The 20,200-nt window shown below is 68.3% G+C and carries 15 protein-coding genes and 1 tRNA gene; 13 read left to right on the top strand and 3 right to left on the bottom strand.

Translation table 11 applies throughout. The features are described 5' to 3' along the window. Positions 1 to 25: 25 nt before the first annotated feature. The 7 genes from GLO27_RS07590 (at position 26) to GLO27_RS07560 (ending at position 6,873) form a co-directional block, all read left to right on the top strand. Positions 26 to 1,069 carry a 3-isopropylmalate dehydrogenase gene (locus tag GLO27_RS07590; RefSeq protein WP_167254276.1) on the top strand — a complete coding sequence of 348 codons (1,044 nt, stop codon included), beginning with the start codon at positions 26 to 28 and terminating at the stop codon, positions 1,067 to 1,069. Between the two features lie 60 nt (positions 1,070 to 1,129). After that, the gene (locus tag GLO27_RS07585) at positions 1,130 to 2,230 is read left to right on the top strand and encodes a branched-chain amino acid aminotransferase (RefSeq protein WP_029265497.1); all 1,101 of its coding nucleotides are present in this window, start codon (positions 1,130 to 1,132) and stop codon (positions 2,228 to 2,230) included. A gap of 119 nt (positions 2,231 to 2,349) precedes the next feature. Next, the gene (locus tag GLO27_RS07580) at positions 2,350 to 3,126 is read left to right on the top strand and encodes a fumarylacetoacetate hydrolase family protein (protein WP_167254274.1); all 777 of its coding nucleotides are present in this window, start codon (positions 2,350 to 2,352) and stop codon (positions 3,124 to 3,126) included. Then, positions 3,123 to 4,382 (top strand): MFS transporter, encoded by a 1,260-nt coding sequence (locus GLO27_RS07575; RefSeq protein WP_167254272.1) that lies wholly within the window; start codon positions 3,123 to 3,125, stop codon positions 4,380 to 4,382. The genes GLO27_RS07580 and GLO27_RS07575 overlap by 4 nt, the downstream gene beginning before the upstream one ends. Continuing rightward, positions 4,379 to 5,143: a class I SAM-dependent methyltransferase gene (locus tag GLO27_RS07570; RefSeq protein ID WP_167254270.1), complete on the top strand. Its 765-nt coding sequence runs from the start codon at positions 4,379 to 4,381 to the stop codon at positions 5,141 to 5,143. The genes GLO27_RS07575 and GLO27_RS07570 overlap by 4 nt, the downstream gene beginning before the upstream one ends. A gap of 53 nt (positions 5,144 to 5,196) precedes the next feature. Beyond that, complete coding sequence (gene gltX, locus GLO27_RS07565) at positions 5,197 to 6,702, top strand: glutamate--tRNA ligase (RefSeq protein WP_029259059.1); 1,506 nt, start codon at positions 5,197 to 5,199, stop codon at positions 6,700 to 6,702. A 99-nt stretch (positions 6,703 to 6,801) separates the two neighbouring features. Next, positions 6,802 to 6,873: transfer RNA gene (locus GLO27_RS07560), tRNA-Gln, on the top strand. Positions 6,874 to 7,014: 141 nt separating this feature from the next. On the opposite strand, the gene GLO27_RS07555 is transcribed toward GLO27_RS07560, so the two are convergent. Next, positions 7,015 to 10,104: a LamG-like jellyroll fold domain-containing protein gene (locus GLO27_RS07555; protein WP_167254267.1), complete on the bottom strand. Its 3,090-nt coding sequence runs from the start codon at positions 10,102 to 10,104 to the stop codon at positions 7,015 to 7,017. Positions 10,105 to 10,160: 56 nt separating this feature from the next. Further along, a complete protein-coding gene (locus GLO27_RS07550) occupies positions 10,161 to 10,808 on the bottom strand; it encodes an HAD family phosphatase (protein ID WP_021200401.1) in 648 nt (215 codons plus the stop codon). Positions 10,809 to 11,076: 268 nt separating this feature from the next. On the opposite strand from GLO27_RS07550, the gene GLO27_RS07545 reads away from it, so the two are divergent. From GLO27_RS07545 to GLO27_RS07530, 4 genes are all read left to right on the top strand, one after another. After that, positions 11,077 to 11,832, top strand: coding sequence for a GntR family transcriptional regulator (locus tag GLO27_RS07545; RefSeq protein WP_318387081.1), 756 nt, complete (start codon positions 11,077 to 11,079; stop codon positions 11,830 to 11,832). A 68-nt stretch (positions 11,833 to 11,900) separates the two neighbouring features. Further along, positions 11,901 to 13,364 carry a DUF3375 domain-containing protein gene (locus GLO27_RS07540; protein ID WP_021200403.1) on the top strand — a complete coding sequence of 488 codons (1,464 nt, stop codon included), beginning with the start codon at positions 11,901 to 11,903 and terminating at the stop codon, positions 13,362 to 13,364. Next, positions 13,357 to 14,019, top strand: a complete 663-nt coding sequence (locus GLO27_RS07535; protein WP_021200404.1) for a DUF4194 domain-containing protein — start codon at positions 13,357 to 13,359, stop codon at positions 14,017 to 14,019. The genes GLO27_RS07540 and GLO27_RS07535 overlap by 8 nt, the downstream gene beginning before the upstream one ends. Next, positions 14,016 to 17,375, top strand: coding sequence for an SbcC/MukB-like Walker B domain-containing protein (locus GLO27_RS07530; protein ID WP_167254265.1), 3,360 nt, complete (start codon positions 14,016 to 14,018; stop codon positions 17,373 to 17,375). Before GLO27_RS07535 ends, GLO27_RS07530 begins: the two co-directional genes overlap by 4 nt. A 33-nt stretch (positions 17,376 to 17,408) precedes the next feature. On the opposite strand, the gene GLO27_RS07525 is transcribed toward GLO27_RS07530, so the two are convergent. Further along, positions 17,409 to 18,245, bottom strand: a complete 837-nt coding sequence (locus GLO27_RS07525) for a hypothetical protein (protein WP_029259065.1) — start codon at positions 18,243 to 18,245, stop codon at positions 17,409 to 17,411. Here GLO27_RS07525 and GLO27_RS07520 point away from each other — a divergent pair. Then, positions 18,244 to 19,611, top strand: a complete 1,368-nt coding sequence (locus tag GLO27_RS07520) for an MFS transporter (RefSeq protein ID WP_021200407.1) — start codon at positions 18,244 to 18,246, stop codon at positions 19,609 to 19,611. The two genes, GLO27_RS07525 and GLO27_RS07520, sit on opposite strands and share 2 nt — an antisense overlap. A 9-nt stretch (positions 19,612 to 19,620) precedes the next feature. Beyond that, on the top strand, positions 19,621 to 20,121 hold the full coding sequence (locus GLO27_RS07515; protein WP_021200408.1) for a hypothetical protein: 501 nt from the start codon (positions 19,621 to 19,623) through the stop codon (positions 20,119 to 20,121). The last annotated feature ends 79 nt before the right edge of the window (positions 20,122 to 20,200 follow it).

Below are 20,200 nucleotides of genomic sequence, written 5' to 3'. Positions count from 1 at the left end.
CCCCGTGCAGTGCGCAAGGAGTCTCATGTCGCGTGTCGTGAAGCTGGCCGTCATCCCCGGAGACGGCATCGGTCCCGAGGTCATCGCCGAAGCGGAGAAGGTGCTCGACGCCGTCACCGCCGACAGTGGTGTGGTCTTCGACAAGACCCGTTTCTCTCTCGGCGCCGGACGCTTCCTCGAGACCGGCGACACCCTCACGGACGATGACCTCGCCGCGATCTCCGCGAACGATGCGATCCTGCTCGGCGCGGTCGGCGGCACCCCGGGCGACCCGCGCCTCAAGGACGCCAACATCGAGCGGGGCCTGCTGCTGAAGCTGCGTTTCACCCTCGACCACTACGTGAACCTGCGGCCGTCGAAGCTGTTCGTCGGTGCCTCGGGCCCGTTGGCCGAGCCCGGCGACATCGACTTCGTCGTGGTGCGTGAAGGCACCGAGGGGCCGTACGTCGGCAACGGCGGGGCCATCCGCAAGGGCACCCCGCAGGAGGTCGCGAACGAGACCTCGGTGAACACCGCCTTCGGCGTCGAGCGCGTCGTGCGCTACGCGTTCGACCTCGCCGAGCGTCGTCATAAGAAGGTCACGCTGGTGCACAAGACCAACGTGCTCGTGCACGCCGGTGCCATCTGGCAGCGCGTCGTGAACGAGGTGGCGGCCGAGCACCCCGACGTCGAGGTCGACTACCTGCACGTCGACGCCGCCACGATCTTCCTGGTCACCGACCCCTCGCGCTTCGACGTGATCGTCACCGACAACCTGTTCGGCGACATCCTCACCGACCTCGCGGGCGCGGTCACGGGTGGCATCGGCCTCGCCGCCTCGGGGAACATCAACCCCGACGGCGCGTTCCCGTCGATGTTCGAGCCGGTCCACGGCTCAGCGCCCGACATCGCCGGACAGCAGAAAGCCGACCCGACGGCGGCGATCCTCTCGATCGCGCTGCTGCTCGACCACCTCGGACTCACCGAGGAATCCGCACGGGTCGGTGCCGCGGTCGAGGCGGACATCGCGGCACGGACGGTGGCTCGCACCACGGCGGAGATCGGCTCCGCGATCACTGTACGCCTCTGACTGCAGGCGTAGGCTGAACGGGCGCGAGGATGCGCCCACCCACGAGGAATGGATGATGAGATGACGACCATCGATGCCGAGGCGACCGTGGCTCCCCTGGAGTTCGCCGTCACGAAGAACCTGACCGCTGCGTCTCCCGCACGGCTCGCCGAGGTGCTGGAGAATCCGGGCTTCGGCGTGGTCTTCACCGATCACATGGTCGACATCTGCTGGTCCGCCAAGGGCGGCTGGCACCGTCCTCGCGTGCAGCCGTACGGTCCGATCCCGCTCGACCCCGCGGCATCGGTGCTGCACTACGCGCAGGAGATCTTCGAGGGTATCAAGGCCTACCGTCACGCGGACGGTTCGATCCACACGTTCCGCCCCGACCGCAATGCTGCGCGTCTGCAGGCCAGCGCTCGTCGTCTCGCTCTGCCGGAGCTGCCGACCGAGTACTTCATCCAGTCGCTGCGCGAGCTCATCGCCGTGGATGGCCGCTGGGTTCCGGACGGCGCTGACCAGAGCCTGTACCTGCGCCCGTTCATGTTCGCGAAGGAGGCGTTCCTCGGCGTGCGCGCCGCGCAGAAGGTCGCCTATTACGTGATCGCGAGCCCCGCAGGCGCCTACTTCTCCGGCGGGGTGAAGCCGGTGCGCATCTGGCTCTCCGAGGAGTACGCCCGCGCCGGCAAGGGCGGAACCGGCAAGGCCAAGACCGGAGGCAACTATGCCTCGAGCCTGCTCGCCCAGAGCGAGGCGAGCGCGAAGGGGTGCGACCAGGTCGTGTTCCTCAACGAGAAGCGCGATGTCGAGGAGCTCGGCGGCATGAACGTCGTCTTCGTCTTCAAGGACGGACGTGTGGTCACCCCCGAGTCGGACAGCATCCTCGAGGGCATCACGCGTGACTCGCTCCTGCAGCTGGCGGAAGACCGCGGCTACACGGTCGAGAAGCGCCCGATCTCGATCGACGAGTGGCGCGAAGGCGTGGCCTCCGGCGACATCGTCGAGGTGTTCGCGTGCGGCACCGCCGCGGTCGTCACCCCGATCGGCGCACTCGTCGGAGACGGGTTCGACGAACCGCAGCCGCTGGGCGAGCTCGCACTCTCGCTGCGTGAGGAGCTCACGGACATCCAGTACGGCCGCCGCGAGGACAAGCACGGCTGGCTTCTGCGCCTCGACGCCTGACCGCTCGGACGGTACCAGCGCCCATCACCGAGACCCACGCCTGCCGCCTGCGCACGTGTGGGTCTCGGTGTCTGCGGTGCGTCTCGGCGGGGTGGGACGCCCTCGCTAGGCTGGATCCCATGAAGATCGCCCGGTTCAGCCACGACGAAGCCATCATGTACGGGATCATCGACGAGCGTGAGCTCGTCGTGCTCGCCGGAGACCCGATGTTCACCGGGTACGAGACCACCGGCGCCCGTGTGCCGCTCGCGGATGCCGCGCTGCTCGCTCCGGTGATCCCGCGGTCGAAGGTCGTCTGTGTGGGCAAGAACTATCACGACCACGCGGCCGAGATGGGGGGAGAGGCTCCCGAGGAACCGCTGCTGTTCCTCAAACCGAACACCGCGGTGATCGGACCTGGTGACGCGATCGTGCGTCCGCCCCTCTCCGATCGCACCGAGTACGAGGGTGAGCTCGTCGTGGTCATCGGCAAGATCGCCAAGAACGTGAAGGCCGAGAACGCGCTCGACTACGTGCTGGGCTACACGATCGGCAACGACGTGACCGCGCGCGATCTGCAGCGCAAGGACGGACAGTGGGCGCGCGCGAAGGGCTTCGACACGTTCTGCCCGCTCGGACCCGTGATCGCGACCGACTTCGATCCCGCGACCGCCACGATCGAGACGCGGGTGAACGGCGAGGTGCGCCAGCACGCTCCGCTCACCGACATGATCCACTCGGTACCGGCGATCATCGAGTACGCCTCGGCCGTGTTCACCCTGCTCCCGGGCGATGTCATCATGACGGGCACGCCGGCGGGCGTCGGAACCTTCGGCGCAGGAGACGTCGTCGAGGTCGAGATCACGGGGCTGGGCATCCTGCGCAACACCGCGCGGGACGCCGCACCCGCGTCATGACCGATGTGGCCCTGACGGCGGCGCAGCAGACGGCGGTCCAGCGACGCACCGTGCTGGTGCTGTCGCTCGGGCAGGTGCTCGGCGGCATCGCCTTCGGTGCCACGGTGTCGCTCGGAGCGCTCCTGGCGGCGGACATCTCGGGGAACGACGCGCTCTCCGGTCTGGCGACCGCCTCGGTCACGCTCGGAGCGGCGGCGTGCGCGATCCCGCTGGCCCGCCTCGCCGCTCGTGTCGGTCGGCGTCGTGCGCTCACGCTCGGCAACCTGTTCGCACTGGTCGGCATCGCGGTCGTCATCCTCGCTGCCTCCCTGCGCATCTTCCCGCTGCTGCTCGCCGGCATCCTCATGATCGGCACGGGCAACGCGGGAAACCTGCAGTCTCGCTTTGCCGCGACGGATCTCGCCGCCCCGCAGCACCGCGGCCGGGATCTGTCGATCGTCGTCTGGTCGACGACGATCGGCGGGGTTGCCGGGCCCCTTCTGCTGGGGCCGGGAGAGATCGTCGGGCAGGCGGTCGGGATGCCTCCGCAGACGGGTTCCTATCTGTTCTCGTTCGTTGCGCAGTGCGCGGCACTCCTGCTCTACATCGTCGCGCTGCGCCCTGATCCGCTTCTCGCGGCGCAGCGGCTCGCCACGGCGTCGGCGGCTGCCGCCGGAGCGGTGGCAGTGGACCGGCCACGGGTGGCGCGCTATGCGATCTTCGCGATCGCGGGGTCTCACGTGGTGATGGCGTCGGTCATGGCCATGACCCCGGTGCACCTGTCGCACATGGCGCACGGCGCCGGAGGCATGGCGGCGACCCCGGCGGATGTCTCGGCTCTGGTGGGGATCACGATCGCCCTGCACGTGGGTGGGATGTACGCCCTGTCGCCGGTCTTCGGTGTGCTCGCCGACAGGTGGGGCCGACTCAAGGTCGTGTTGCTCGGCCAGGTGCTGCTCGCCGGTGCTCTGGCGTTCGCCGTGTTCACGGGTACCGAGGCCTGGGGGGTCATGGTCGCGCTCATCCTACTGGGGCTGGGGTGGAGCGCGGCGACGGTCGCCGGGGCGGCGCTGCTCACCGAGGCCTCCGCGCCCGAGCTCCGCACGCGCAGACAGGGTCGCAGCGATTCGCTCATGAGCCTCTCGGCTGCGGCCGGCTCGGTGCTGGCCGGGGTAGTGCTGTCGAACTTCCAGTACTCCGGACTCGGGATCGCAGCCTTCATCCTGGTCGTCGCGATCGTGGCGCTGTCTCCGCTGGCTCGCGCGGGAGCACGGTGAAGGACTGGTCCGGGGCCGGCGAAGCGTACTCCGCCTCCTACTCGGCGCTGTGCGCCGGGACCTTCGTCGCGATGCGGGAGGCTCTGGGCGAGCCGCACGGCCGCAGCCTGGTCGACGTGGGCGCCGGAGACGGCACCCTGGCTGCGATGTGGACCGCCGAGGGATGGACGGTGACCGCTTGCGAGCCGGAGTCGACCATGCGCGCGGTCTCGCGTCGCCGGCATCCTCGGATCGACACCGTCGACGGCACCTTGCCGGCGCTTCCGTTCGCAGACGGCGCGTTCGACGTCGCCATCGCGAACTTCGTGTTGAATCACGTCCCGTCACCGCGTTCGGCCGCCGCAGAGCTGCGACGGATCAGCCGGGGTGCGGTCGTGGCGACGACCTGGACGCTCTCTCCCTCGTGGTTCTGGGCCGAGATCACCGAGCGTGCCGGTATCGCGCCCTTCGCGGGGCCGAGGCTCCCGGATGACGAGGACTTCGAGCGCACGGCCGACGGGTTCGGGCGGATGCTGCAGGAGGCCGGTCTGCAGCGCGTAGAGGTCACCGAGCTCGACTGGACCTGGAGCGCGGATCCGCGAGCCCTCTGGCGGTCTGTCGAAGGGGGAGTGGCCGGTGCCGGTGCGCTCTACGCCGGTCTCGACGAGGTCGACCGGCAGCGGTTTCGGACCGCTTTCGACCAGGTGGTCGAAGAGCGGAGTGCGAACGGTTTCCTACCGCTGGCGCATCGTGCCGCGGTCGCCGTGAGCGCCGCTCGCTGAGCGCTTCGATCCTCCAGCGGTGCGGTCACCCGTCCCCGTAGAATCGAAGGGCTATGGCTACCCCTCACCCCCTCACCACGACTGTCAGTGGTGCCGACGTCCGCGTCCGCTTCTGCCCCTCACCGACCGGTCTGCCGCACGTCGGCATGGTCCGCACGGCTCTCTACAACTGGGCCTACGCCCGACACAACGGCGGGAAGATGGTGTTCCGCATCGAGGACACCGACGCCGCCCGTGACAGCGAGGAGAGCTTCCGCCAACTGGTCGACGCGCTCACCTGGCTCAAGATCGACTGGGACGAGGGCGTCGAGGTCGGCGGACCGCATGCGCCCTACCGGCAGTCGGAGCGTCACGACATCTATCGCGAGGTGATCGACAAGCTCATCGCGACGGGCGCCCTCTACGAGAGCTACTCGACGGCCGAGGAGATCGACGCGCGCAACGAGGCCGCAGGCCGCGCCAAGCAGCTCGGCTACGACAACTTCGACCGCGACCTCACCGACGAGCAGAAGGCGGCCTTCCGCGCCGAGGGTCGACAGCCCGCTCTGCGCCTGCGCGTGCCGGACGAGGACGTCACGTACGTCGACCTGATCCGTGGCGAGGTCACCTTCCCCGCCGGTTCATTCCCCGACTTCGTGGTCGTGCGTCCGAACGGCGTGCCCCTGTACACGTTCGTGAACCCGGTTGACGACGCACTGATGGGCATCACGCACGTCCTGCGCGGTGAGGATCTGATGCCGTCGACCGCGCGCCAGCTCTCGCTGTACGCGGCTCTCATCGATGCGGGCGTCACGACGTTCGTGCCGCGATTCGCCCACATGCCGCTGGTGCTGGGCGAGACCGGCAACAAGAAGCTCTCCAAGCGCGACCCGCAGGCCGACCTGTTCCTGCACCGCGACCGCGGCTTCATCCCCGAGGGCCTGCTGAACTATCTCGCGCTCCTCGGCTGGTCGATCGGCCCCGACCGCGACGTGTTCTCGCTCGACGAGTTCACCGCGGCATTCGACATCGTCAACGTCAACCCGAACCCGGCCCGCTTCGACCAGAAGAAGGCCGAATCGATCAACGGCGACCACATCCGGATGCTGGGGGAGAAGGACTTCGCCGAGCGGACGATCCCGTACCTCGCCGCGGCCGGGCTCTTCGATGAGCCCACACACGAACAGCTGGTGACGGCGTTCCGCGTGGCGCCCCTCGTGCAGGAGCGCGTGCAGCTGTTGGGCGAGGTCCCCGGGATGGTGGGCTTCCTCTTCACCGACGAGGTCTCATACGCCGAGGACGCGCTCAAGGGACTGCCGGCGAATGCTGCCGAGGTGCTCGATGCCTGCGTCGTCGCTCTCGAGCCGCTGGAGGAGTTCACGCCCGAGAAGATCCAGGAGGCTCTGGCCGCGGAGCTGGTGGAGAAGCTCGAGCTCAAGCCGCGCATCGCCTACGGCCCGCCGCGTGTGGCGATCACCGGCCGCCGGATCTCGCCGCCGCTGTTCGAGTCGATGGAGCTGCTGGGCAAGGACGAGTCGCTGCGTCGTCTGCGTTCCCTGTCGGCGTTCCTCGCGAACTGAGTCGCGACGCGCCCGGGCGGCGGCGCACGGCACCGGTTTTGGTGTTCCGCCGCCGCTCGGGTAGGCTTGATTCTCGGTGCGAGGCTCCGGTTTCGCCCTTGGGGTATGGTGTAATTGGCAACACGACGGTTTCTGGTTCCGTTATTCTTGGTTCGAGTCCAGGTACCCCAGCAAGATGAAAACCCCCGCTCAGGCGGGGGTTTCTTCGTTAGGTGATGCGTCGGAGTCGTCCGCCGCGAGAGTGACGCGTTAGGCAACGGCCCCCGGCTATCCGTGTCAGCACGGAAAGCAGGGGGCCTTCACCATCGGTCGTCAGGCCGCGCGGCGGCGCAGGCGGGCCAGCCACGCGCCAGCGCCCAGCAGGGTGGCAGCCAATCCCGCCCACACCCAGACGATCGCCCCGTCTGCTCCGGTCGTCGCGAGCGGAGCAGCGGAGCCGTCGGTTCCCGGCTTCGCCACGGTGCCGTCTCCGCGTCCCGTGCCGCCGTTCCCGTTGCCGCCGGTCCCGTTCCCGTTGCCGCCCTCGCCGGGGGTGCCGCCCTCGCCGGGGACGCCGGTGTCGGCCGTGGCGAAGTCGATCGAGGCGAGCACGCGGCTCTCGACGCCTGTCAGCACCAGTTCCGCACCTTCGATGGCGAAGCTGTCGACGCCGCTGACCGTGACCGTTGAACCCGCGATCCCGAAACCGGCAGCCGGCGTGAGCGTCAGGCGCACCTGGCCGCCGCGATCCGCAACGCCCTCTGCGGGCGAAACGGTGCCGCCGCGCACCTCGGTGCGATAGCTGAAGCGCACGGCCTGGGCCTCCACGGCGTCGACGGCGGCCTTCAGCGACTCGAAGCTCGTCCGCAGCTGTGCCTTCGTCGGTGCGACGGCGGCGACTGTCGCGACCGTACCATCGGTCGAGCCATCCCGCGCTCCCGGAGATCCCGCGAGCAGAGCCGCACTGTGGGCTGTCGCCGCGGCGAGAGCATCGCCGAGCGTCTCATCGAAGACACGTCCGTTCGCCGCCTCGACCTCGTTGACGTTCATCAGCTCGGTCGCGTATTCGACGGCCTGGGTGAGTGCGGCAGTCTCTGTGGTCGAATCATCGGCGGCGAAGAGGGCGGCGACCTCGGTCGTGGACAGAGCCGTGTCCCACATCCGCAGGTCGTCCATGTCGAGACCGATGCCGTAGCTCTTGCTCCCGTCGACGCCCACGAGCATGTTCAGGCCGCTGGTCATGCTCCCGATCCCCGCGATGCTCGTCTCCTTGGCCAGCATGCCGTCCATGTAGGTGCTCCCGGTGTTGCGCGTGCGGTCGACGGTCACGGTCATGTGGTGCCAGGAGCCGCGGTACTCGCCGACGTCGCCGGTCGCGTAGACGCCGTCGGTGCCGTCGCCGAGCGTGAACTCGAGCTTGCCGGTGTTCGTGCCCTCCGGGGCGAGGTTGATGCCCGAGCGGTACCAGTTCGCCCAGTTCTTGTTGCTGATGATCGCACCGTAGCCGTTGACGCCGGTGACCTTCGTCCAGAAGCTGATCGTGAGGTCCTTGTCGGCGCCGAGGTCGAACTCGGGTCGGGATCCGAGATCGACGTAGCTGCCCGCGCCTCCGCCGATGCGCACGGCTGTTCCGGAGGCCCCAGGGCGATCGGTCGCGACGTAGGAGACCGAGCCGACCGGCTTCGCCGTGGGCCCGGATGCCGCATGCGTTCCGGTGTCACCGAGGTCGCCCTCGAAGGCGAGATGCAGGAACTCGCCGTCCGGTGCAGGTGCCGGGGTCTCCGGGAAATCGGGGAAGACGAGCTCGCCGGCCGTGCGCACGAGGCCGGTGAGCGGCTCCGACGCGTTCTGGAAGTCGTCGTACGCGGTGACCGTGACGGTGTAGTTCTTCGCCGGTTTCAGACCGCGGACGTCGAAGCCCATCGTGTTCGGGGTCATGTAGAACCGCGAGTACGCCTTGAACGATCCGGTGACGGACTTCGCCGCGTTCTTGCCGAAGTCCGGCACCTGGTTCGCCGTGTACGCGACCGGGTTGCCGGCCTGATCACGGATCTCGACCTCGTAGTAGTTCACGAGTTCGTCGTCCTTCGCCTGGTCGAAGTGCAGCGTGAGCGTCTCCTCGGTGACATCGGTCGCGGTGACGGCGGCGGCACCCCACCACGGCGCGGTCGTGCTGCGCTGTGCGGCGGTGTACGTGAAGCCGCTCTTGCCTTTGGTCGTGTCGACCACCCAGGGCATGCCGACCCAGCGCTGATGGGTGACGTCGAATCGACGGATGACAGTGGAGCCGTCGGTGAGCACGGAGATGAAGTTCGCGTACTTCTGCGACACCCCGGCAGCAGGGTCTCCCTGATTGCCCCCGAAGTAGCCGCCGCCGAGGAAGTCGCTCGGCACGTCCTGGTAGATGTAGTTCATCGAGGCGTTCTCGTAGACCGTGAAGTCTTTCTGGAAGATGCTCGTCTCCGGGTTCGAGGAGAAGTGCGTGTGCGCCGAGCCGAGCATCACCTGCGGATAGGACGCGAGGATCCGCTGCAGGTCGGGACCTGCCATGTCGTAGTCGGCGTGGAAGGGCCCCCCGAGCGACGTGCCCGCGTAGCCGCTGTGGATCGAGACGAAGATCGGCTTGGCGGGGTCGTAGTCGGGCTTCGCAGCGATGTCCTGCAGCGTGGTGGTGAGGAAGGCCTGGTAACCGGTGCGCTGCCCGCCGTAGCCGAACGTGCTGGTGCCGTTGTAGTCGAGACCGATGAAGTCGATGCCCTCGATGGTCGTGTGGAAGTTGCTCACGTATGCGCTGTTGGCGTTCGGGTAGTGCCACGCGGGCGCGTCGGCCGGTGCATTCTTCCGCGCGGAGTCGAAGGTCGTGCCCATCAGATCGGCGATGTCGTGGTTGCCCTGGGTGAGCAGGACCTGCGACTCGGGGAAACTCTCGCGCATGACCCGTTCGACCGCGCGATACCAGCCGGCGACCTTCTCGCTGTCGCCGGCGAGGTGGGCGGAGTACTCCGGGTCGTTCGCACCGACGACATCGCCGTTGTCGACCACGACGCGCGGGTCGAAGCCCTTGGCGTCCGCCCAGGAGCGGAGGGCCTGGAAGTGCGGCTTCGCGCCCTCGTAGGCCACCTGCTCGGATGTCTTGTCCGCCGTGGCGGCGCCCCCGAGCTCGGTATCGGACATCGTGATGAACTCGAGTGTGGCGTCGGCGCCGTTGTAGGCGTTGTTCGCGGCGTCGATGCGCTGTTGCGTCATCGGTTCCACGGCGGACGACGAGGTCGGGACGGCCGTCGGCGCGACCGCCGCCGCCGGGAGAACGGGGACCAGGAGCGTGAGGGCCGTCGTGGCCGCGATCATCCCTCCACCGAGTGCGCGGCGTAGGGCCGCCTCCGGACGGGGGCGTGTCGTCTTCGGGCGATCAGGGGTCAGCATGGGGTTCCTCGCAGGTGTCGTCGGGGTTCGGAAGGCGGTCGAGAAGTGTGGGGAAATCAGGGAAGCGCGGGCACGGAGGACATCAGTGAAGCGGCCCAGGGTGCCGTCACGGCGCGGAAGTCGGGGATGCAGGCCGTCGTGCCGCTCGCCTCCCTCCGGTCGGCCCGGACCTGCACGACGCGGCATCCGGCAGCGACGGCAGCACGCACGCCGACCTCGGAGTCCTCGAACACCAGACACGCGGCCGGATCGACGTCGAGCAGGCGGGTCGCCCGCAGATAGGGTTCTGGGCTCGGCTTCGTGCGTCGCACATCGTCCGCGGTCACGACGACGTCGAATACGCCGAGGCTCACGTTCTCGGCGACCGCATCGACCCATGCCCTGGTCGAGCTGGTCACGAGACCGATTCGGATTCCCTCGCGCCGCAGGTGCGCGAGTGCTTCCTCGGCACCGGCGACCCATTCCAGACGCCCCGCGAAGGAATCGATCGTGACGAGCTCCAGCTCCGCCGCGAGCGCGCTCGCACTCGCACGCGTACTCCCGAGCCCGATCAGAGCGTGGGCGGCATCGATGCCGGACAGCCCTTCGAACCCGGCGAGCTGCGCCGACGACACCGTTGTGCCGAGGTGGGTGAGGTGGGCGCTGATCACGTCGAGCCAGGCCCGTTCACTATCGACGAGTGTGCCGTCGAGGTCGAAGAGCACGGCGGCGGGTCGAGCCGCGGCGGGCCGCGCGGGGGTGGAACGAGGGGAGGCGGAGCGATCAGAGGCGAAGCGATCAGAAGCGGAACGATCGGAAGCGGGCGTCGACGAGGTCACGGGACGATTACCCCGCTCCGTGGTGTGCACGGGGCGGCGTGCAGATGAACGACGTCTGAACGATAGCCGCCGGCGGACGTGCAGCGGGGGACAACTGTGAACTGCTGTCCTGATCGCGCGATCGACGGTATCGCGGCTCACCTAGTCTGAGACGGTGTTACCGGCGACCCCGCGCTCCCATCGCGAGATCATGAGCGATCTGATGACCAGGATCATCGATGGGGAGTTCTCTCCGGGCTCCCGTCTTCCGTCGGAGACGAAATTGAGTCTGCATTACGGCTCGACCCGTGGCACGATCCGACGGGCTCTCGCGGGTCTCGAGGACCGAGGCCTGGTATCCCCGGTTCAAGGCGCGGGCTGGACCGTTCGTTCGGGCCGACAGAGTCAGTCGTTCGAAGAACTGCGTTCGTTCGCGCAGTGGGCGCGGTCCAAGGGTCTGGCGCCGGGCGGGCAGGTGCGTCGCAAGGAGTTCGGGGAGGCGACCGCGGCGGAGGCGCGTCGCCTGTGGGTGAGCCCGCGGACGCGTGTGCTGCGCGTGACCAGGACGCGAAGCATCGACGGCCGCGACGTGATGCTGGAGCGCACCAGCTACCCGGACTGGATCGCCGATCGGCTGGCCTCGATCGCCGATGACGAGGCCTCCGTCGTCGAGGCGCTCTCGCGTGACTTCGGGATCGTGACCGCGTTCGCCGAGCACGCCATCGATGCCGTCCCCGTGTCCAGCGCCGACGCCGAGCTGCTCGGCGTGCGTCGGGCGAGCGCGCTGCTGCGGGTGCGCCGCGTGAGCTACACCCCGGCAGGCGAGCCGATCGAGTACGGCGAGGACCGCTACCTGCCCGACACCGTCACGTTCCTCGTCACGGCATCGCGGGAGAGCACACCCCTCACGCGCACCGAGTTCTCGCGGTAGCGGATCAGCTCGCGTCGTCACCCCGCGTCGCGTCCGGCGATGTCGAGGGCGCCGAGTAATGTGAATACGTGACAGGAACACGAGCAGAAGCGGCATTCTCGCGCGCTGTCACCGCATTCAGCACGCCGACTCTCGACCTCCTTCACGGACGTTTCGCGCCCTTCGTCGTCGCGTCCCTCTCGCTGCTGTTCACGGCAGACCGGGCATCCATCCCGATCGCCGACGCCCAGGCCGAGCTCGCCGAGATCCTCGATGAGCTGAGGGGAGCGGGCGACGACGACGACGACCGCCGGGTTCCCGCAGGGACCGGCCGCGACGTCGCGCGGAACTGGGTGCGACTGGGCTGGCTGGTGCAGCAGATCGACGAGGACATCGAGGTGTACCGACTCTCCGCGCACGCCGTCGAGGCGCTGGAGATCGCCGGACGCACGGGCGGGGGGCGCACACGTGTATCCAACTCCCGTGTGCGAACGCTCCTCGACGCCGTGGAGCACCTCTCCGACAGCGCCGAGGCCGATCCCGAGCGTCGCCTGGCTCGTCTTCGGAAGGAGCGGGCGGCACTCGACGCCGAGATCGATCGGATCGAGGAATCGGGCAGGGCGGATCCGCTCGACGATGAAGAGCTGTTCGAAGAAGCGGAGAACGTGCTGCACCTGGCACGGGAGCTCCCCGCCGACTTCACCCGCGTCGCCGAGTCGCTCAAGCTCATGCAGCGCGACGTCGTCGCCCATCTGCGGCGTGACGAGCGCCCGACCGGCGAGGTGCTCCGCGAGTATCTGCGACGCGCGCAGGACGTGATGAACTCGACCCCGGAGGGGCGCGCGTTCTCCGGCGCCCTGCGGCTGATCGGCGATCCGGATCGCATCGACGCGCTCACCGAACAACTGCACGGCCTGCTCCGGCAGCCGTTCGCCCGCATGCTCGACAGCACGCAGCGTGCCGAACTCGACGCCATCGGACGTCGGGTCGAGCTCGGCGTCGAAGAGGTCCTCGCCGCACAGCGTCGAGCGTCGCACGTCATCACCGGCCAGGTGAAGACCCACGATCCGCTGCGGGACCGTCAGATCGACGATCTGCTGCGCGACGTCATCGCCGCTCTCCACATCTGGGACGGTGCGGGGGCGAGCGACTCGCCGGTGCGCAGTCTCCCGCTCGCAGATCTGGGGCACCTCAGACAGACGGTGAGCAGCATCCGCCCGCCGGCCGTCCCCGCACCTCTCGCGGACGCCGACGACGTCGAGTTCGCCGACGTCGACTCCCGCGCGTGGGGCGGTCCGCGGTATGCGGAGCTCGAGGAGTACGTGTCGGGTCTCGGCCCGGAGTTCGACCTCGCCGCGGCCTTCACCCAGGGAGCCGACGATACCCGTCGTCCTGTCGACCTCGTCGGACTGCTCGAGATCGCGCACCGCAACGGCATGACCGAGGGCGAGGAGGTCTCGGTGGTCGAAGCGCGGCGTCCGGACGGATCGACGCGACGTTTCGCTTTCGGCGCCGTCACGGCGCGCAACCCGAAGGAAGAATCACATGCCTGAAGAGAGCCTCGTGACGGAGACGCCGGTCGAGGATCCGTTCATCGCCCCGGTCCCGATGGAAGACGACATCGAGGAGCACTTCGCGGGTGACCGCGGCACGCTGGACCCCGAGATCCGGCGCCTGCTCGCGCACATCCTCCAGCGCCGTTTCATCGCCGCGGAGCGCAACCGCCGGGAATGGGCCCTGCTGCTCGACCATCAGCACGTGATCGAGTCGCGCCTGAACGACCTCTACCTCCGCCTGGTCGTCGACCACGGCCGCGGGTTCGCATACAAGCAGCAGCTGCGCTCCGACGAGATCGACATGCCGGTGTTGCTGAAGGACGCGCCGTACACACGCGCCGAGACCCTGGTTCTCGTGCATCTGCGCACGGTCTATCAGCGCGAGTCCGCCGCCGGCGAGGCATCCGTGCGCATCGACATCGAGGATCTCGAGCAGACCGTGCTGAGCTACTTCAGTGACGTCGACGGCGGCACAGCCCGGCAGCAGAAGGCGATCCGGAACGCGATGGATCGCCTGGATCGAGAGGGCATCGTGCAGGAGGAGACCAGCGGGCGCTATCGCATCAGCGCGCTCGTCGAGGTCGTCCTGAGCGCCGAGACCCTGAAAGAACTCCGCGACTGGCTGCGGTCGCAGGAAGCGGTGGAACGATGACCATGGTCGACACGCTCTTCGGCCTCATCCCGGCGGGTTCGCGCGGGCAGCAGTGGGTGGCGGAGGAGCTGCAGCTGATCAACTGGGGCGGGTACGACGGCGGACCCCATCGTGTGCGCTTCTCGCCGCACGCGACCCTGCTCTGCGGAGGCTCGGGCTCCGGCAAGTCGACGTTGATGGATGCGTACATCGCCTTGATGATGCCGCACACGACGCCGTTCAACGGAGCGTCGAACGGTGGTGTGACGGGTCGCCCGCGCGGCGAGGAGCAGCGGAACATCCTCTCCTACGGGCGAGGGAAGATCGACGAATCCCGCACCGAGGAGGGCACGAAGCTGCGTGTGCTCCGCGGAGACGGGGAGGACACGTGGAGTGCGATCGCGACGACGTGGATCGACCACGACGGGTCGCGGTTCACGGCCGTGCGTGCGTGGTACATCCCCGCGGATGCACGCGTCCTGGAGGACACGACGCGGGTCAGGGCCACCGTGAACGGGGCGTTCGATCTGGGACTGCTGGAGCGCGCGGCGACGCAGCGGCTCTCGGATGCGTCGGTGCGGGCGACGGGGCTGGAGACCCTCGCGACGGACCGTGAGTTCGCGGCGCGCCTGCAGGCGGTGCTCGGGATCGGTGCGGCCGGCTCCGGTGCCAAGGCCATCAGTCTTCTGGCGAGGATCCAGGCCGGGCAGCAGATCACGACGGTCGACGATCTGTACAAGAAGCTCGTCCTCGAAGAGCCCGAGACCATGGCCACCGCAGATGCCGTCGTGGCGCATTTCGACGAGCTCGAGAGCACGCGCATGAGGATGCTCACGGCGAAGCAGCAGGTGAACGCGCTCGAGCCGATCCGGAGCATCAAAGACCGCATCGTCTCGGCGTCCGAGCGTGTGCGCGTGATCGACGAGGTCGGCGTGTTCACGGATCCGACCTCTCTGGCCGCCCTCTGGAACGCGCAGCGACGCCTCGATCTCCTGCGCGACGTGGAGGTCGAGCTGGGGGATCGTTCCCGTGCGCTGAGTCTTGCCGTGCGCGAGAAACGTGCTCTCGTCGATGCCGCGGATGTCGAGCGCGAAGGGCTTCTCGACGTGCTGCGGCAGTCCGGCGGCGACCGTCTCGAGACAGCTCAGCGCGAACTCCGCGTCGCCGAGCGCAGAGTGGACGACGTCCGGTGGGAGCGGGCGAAGTTCGACATCATCGTCCGAGAGCTGGGAGCGGAGGTGGAGACCGCCGCGCAGTTCGACGCCTTCGCCGCCGGCGTTCGGGGGTCGGCTCCGAAGTCCGAGATCCGTGCTGCCCGTGCCGCTTTCGCCGATGCCGAGAGCACACGCCGGACGACGGAGGCCGAGATCCGCCGCCTGCGCGAGGAGCGTGAGAAGACGAGTCGCGTACGCGGGAGCATCCCCGCGCATCTCGACGAGTCGCGCAGCCTGCTCGCAGAGGCGGTCGGGCTCGACCCGGCCGATCTTCCGTTCGTCGGCGAGCTCATCGAGCTGCGGACCGAGTTCGAGCCGTGGCGGGAGGCATTCAACCTCGCGCTCGGAGGCTTCGCCAGGACGCTTCTGATCGACGTCGAGCACCTCGCTTCGTTCCGCACGGCCATCAACTCCGTGCGCACCCCGGAACGTCTGAACTACGAAGGCGTCTATACCGGCATCCCCGAGGTGCGGAACGCCGACCCGAAGACGCTTCCCGGGCGGCTCGAGTACCTCCCGACGCCCTTCACCGGTTGGCTTCAGCAGCGACTTCAGGATCGCTTCGGATACGTCTGTGTCGACTCGTCGTCGCAGTTGGGCGCACACCAGAAGGCCCTCACGATCAGCGGCCAGGTGTCCCAGGGGAGTCGAGGTGCCCACGGAGGGCAGGGGCGCAGCAACGTCCTGGGCTTCACCAACGACCGTCGCCTGCGCGAGATCGACGAACAGCTGCGGCGGCTGACGGCGCAGCACGAGGAGTGCGCGTCCGCTGCGCACGATGCCGAGGCCGCCCTCGACCGCATCGAGGCGCGGTCGACATCCTTCGCGAAGATCGAGGACCTCACGTGGGAGCAGATCGATGTGGTCACGGTGGAGGCCGAGCGGGAGCGCTGGCTCGCGGTCGAGGCGGAGGTCACCACGGCCAGCCCCGAGATCGCGCAACTCAAGCGCCAGGCCGAAGAACTGCGGGCGCGGGCGGCGCGGCTCCGCGATGAAGAGGCGCGTCTCGGCAACGAGCTCGCTCAAACCCAGGAGCAGTGGGGTCGGGTCACCGACGACGTCGACAGCTGTCAGTCGGTCATCGACTCTGCCGCGGCATCCGGACTCGTGCTCGGGAACGGGCACGCCTCGTTCCTCGACAGCCGATTCCTGCACGCCGAGACCGGAGGATCCGCGACGGCGGCGCAGCGCCTGACCCATCTGGACACCGCCCTCAGGACGGCAGCGCAGCGCCTTCTCGATGACCGCCGCGAGGCGGCCGAGGCGCACGAGCAGCAGCGCGAGAGCATGCGCCGACTCATGACGGGGTTCCTCGAGCGCTGGGACACCCTCACGATCCTTCCGGATCCCGACGCTTCGGTCGGGGAGTTCGAGAGCATCCTGGAGGCTCTCCAGACCAACGGGCTCCACGAGCTGGAGACCGAGTGGCGCGACAGCCTGCTCAAACTGTCGGGAAACGACCTGACGAGTCTCGACTCGACGCTCAGCCGGTCGCTCCGTGAGATCAAGGACCGGATCGATCCGATCAACCGGATCATGGAGGAGCTGCCGTTCTACGACGACGATCATCGTCTGCAGATCACCCCCCGGGAGAACCAGACGGAGGCTCGCAAGCGCTTCCGCCGTGAGCTCCGTGAGGTGCGGGGACTCATCGATGCGGCGGCGACGGATGCGGAGCGGGAGACCGTGTACCGCAAGATGAGTCGCCTCATCGCGCGCATGCGCCGCACCGCCCCCGACTTCGCGGAGCTCATCGATGTGCGAAACCATGTGCGGGTGAGCGCGGAGCGCGTCACAGCCGCCACGCGAGAGCACGTCGCGCTCTACGATCACATCGGTGAGAAGTCCGGAGGCGAGTCGCAGGAACTCGTCGCGTTCATCGTCGGGGCCGCCCTCCGGTACCAGCTCGGAGACGCGGGCGCCGCTCGACCTCGCTATGCGCCGGTGTTCATGGACGAGGCGCTGATCAAGGCCGACGCCCATTTCACCAAGCGTGCGATCGGTGCGTGGCGCGGGCTCGGCTTCCAGCTCGTCATCGGTGCGCCGAACGACAAGTACAGCGCGATCGAGCCGCATGTGGACGTCGAGTACGACATCCTCAAGGACACGCGCGGTCGGTCCTGGGCCAAGGCGAAGGTGGGTCTGCCGGAAGCGGGGGTCTGACCGTCGGTCGTCGACGCGCGAGCACCCGTATCGTCAGTCGCACTCCCCGAGGAACCCGAGGTAGCAGACGGCCTCGTGAGTGACTGCTGCTTCGTAGTCGTTGTTCGAGACCTGTCGCGTCGCGACCTCCGGTGTGCGGGTGAGGTGGCCGAAGTCTCCGAGCGAGGCGACGACCGATCCTTCGGAGTCCTCCGCGCGCATGCGATCGATCTCGGCGCGATGCTGTTCGCAGAGCATCGCCGCGGCGGGAACGAGCTCGACGCCGGCGCAGGCTCCCGCATACTGGGCCTCCATCGCGTCGATGCAGTCGGTCCAGTCCTGATCGACGGCGCACGGGCTCACGCCGTCGTCCGCCACCAGGTACAGACCGGTCTCGTACTCCTCGCTGTGGAAGGTCTCGGGCTTCTCGGGCGCATCGACCTTCGTCCAGTGCCGGGCGGTGGTGAACGCCACCACCACGACGATGATCGCGAGCAGCAGCAGGGCACCGACGATGGACAGCGCGACCCAGAGACCGACCCGGCTCTTCTTCTCCGGTCCGCCGGGGACCGGGGCACCGGGAGAAGGGATCGCTGTGGTCGGCGTACCGGCGTACGCCGGCGGAGCGGATGCGAACGCCGCTGTCTGGGCGAAGTCGTGTCCGCCGAGCGGCACCGTCTCGGCGGCCGGGGTCGTCTCGGGTGCGGGGAACGCGGGAGCGGCAGGCTCCGTCTGCGGGTTCATGGATTGCCAGTACGCGTACCAGCTCTGGGCGGCGTGCGGGTCGGCCGCGACCTGCTGGGCTTCGGTGTCCGAGAGCCGGATGCCCAGCCCCTGCCGGGAACCGGCGTCCACCAGTGCGGAACGGAACTCCTCGAGTGACAGCGCCATGTTCGTGATGATGGCAGAAAGCCGCCTCGTCCGACAATCCGCTCGCGAACGCGATGTCTCCGGCATCCGCAAGAATATCGAGGTGATCGGTATGAGGAGCTTCTGGAACGCCCTACCCACGGAGGGGCGGTGGTTGCTGTCGACGGTCGCGATCCAGACGCTCGGTCGCGGTATGACGCTGCCGTTCACGATCATCTATTTCCATGAGGTGCGCGGCTTCGACCTCGGCATCTCCGGAGCGCTGATGAGTCTCATCGCGATCACCGGGCTGATCGTCACAGGCCCCGGAGGGACTCTCATCGATCGCTTCGGCGCACGGCGGGTGCTGATCGTCGGGCTGCTGTCGATGATCGCGGGATGCGCGCTGCTGGCCTACGCCACCCATCCGGTTGTCGCCGCCGTCGCGGTCATGCTGATCGGGGTGAACTTCGGCGTCTCCTGGCCCGGCTTCAACGCCCTCATCGCCACGGTGGTCGAGGGAGAGGTACGTCAGCAGTACTTCGGTGTGAACTTCGCGCTCGTCAACCTGGGGATCGGCGTCGGAGGCGTGATCGGCGGCTTCTTCGTGGACGTGACCGATCCCGCCACCTTCACGACGATCTTCCTCGTCGACGCCGCGAGCAGCCTCATCCCGCTCGCGCTCCTCCTCGGACCGCTCCGCCGTGTGCGCACGCAGCACGACGCCGAGGCCGACGCCCCTCCGGTGGGCGGGTATCGAGAGATCCTGCGGCGGCCGGCCGTGCTCTGGCTGACTCTTCTGACCTTCCTTTCGGTCTTCATCGGATACGGCCAGATGGAGGCGGGCTTCCCGGCGTTCGCCCGCCAGGTGTCACAGGTGTCGACGCAGGTCGTCGGCATCGCGTTCGCCGTGAACACCGCGGTGATCGTGCTTCTGCAGTTCGCCGTGCTCCGGGTCATCTCCGGCAAGAGGCGCACGCGGGTGATGCAGGTGATGGCCCTCATCTGGGCCGTGTCGTGGGTGGTGCTCGGGGCGACGGGCTTCCTGCCGGACACAGTCGCCGCCGCCATCGGCGTCATCGCCTACATGGGAGTCTTCGCGTTCGGAGAGACGATGCTGCAGCCCACCGTTCCCGCGATCTACAACGATCTCGCGTCCGACCGCACGCGCGGCCGGTACAACGCGATCAATTCCGCGGCGTTCCAGGGCGGTGCGATCACGGGCCCGCTCGTGGCGGGTGTGATGCTCGGTGCGGGACTGGACATCGGGTTCATCGGCGTCATGATCGCGGGAAGCCTGGCGGTCGGTGTGCTGGCGCTCGTGCTGGAGCGGGCGGTACCACCGGCTGCGAACGGCGCACCCGACATCCATCGAACGGTCGACGTCGACGACGCGCGGACGCAATAGGCTCCCCTCATGGCTCTGGAGTCTCTCTTCCTCCGTTTGGACCGGATCGCCGGTGGACGAAAGGCCGGCGTCGCGATCAGCGAGGCGGACCGCACGCATCCCAAGACCGTCCGGGCATTCACCTGGATTCTCTGGCTCCTGGTGGTCGAACTCGTCATCGGCGTCGGTGCGGTCATCGTCGCATTGGTGCTGGCGGTCGATGGCGAGTCGGTGTCGTTCGCGGTCTGGATGCGCACCCTCGTCGTGCTCGCGATGACCGCGACGTTGTTCTACTTCGCGTGGCGAGCGCAGCGCGGGTGGCGGTGGGCGTACCAGCGCCTGCGCCTGTTCGCCCAGATCTTCCCCGTGATCACGCTGGTCATGGCGGCGATCCCCGGCCTCTATCCGCTCTGGATGGTGTCGGAGCAGATCGTCTTCAGCCTGATCATGATCGGTATCGCCGACTTCCTGACGAGCGATCACATGCGCAGCACGTTCGCGGCACCGGACGTCGAGCCGACCGCGGAATAGCACGGTAGTCGCCGCGACGCCACTCCCTTCCGCGTATCCCACGGCGCCGCCATCCTCGATCGAAGGCATTCGAGGGAGG

The sequence above is a fragment of the Microbacterium sp. Be9 genome, from assembly GCF_011754135.1.
Lineage (GTDB): Bacteria > Actinomycetota > Actinomycetes > Actinomycetales > Microbacteriaceae > Microbacterium > Microbacterium maritypicum_A.
This window is presented reverse-complemented; position numbering and strand designations above follow the sequence as displayed.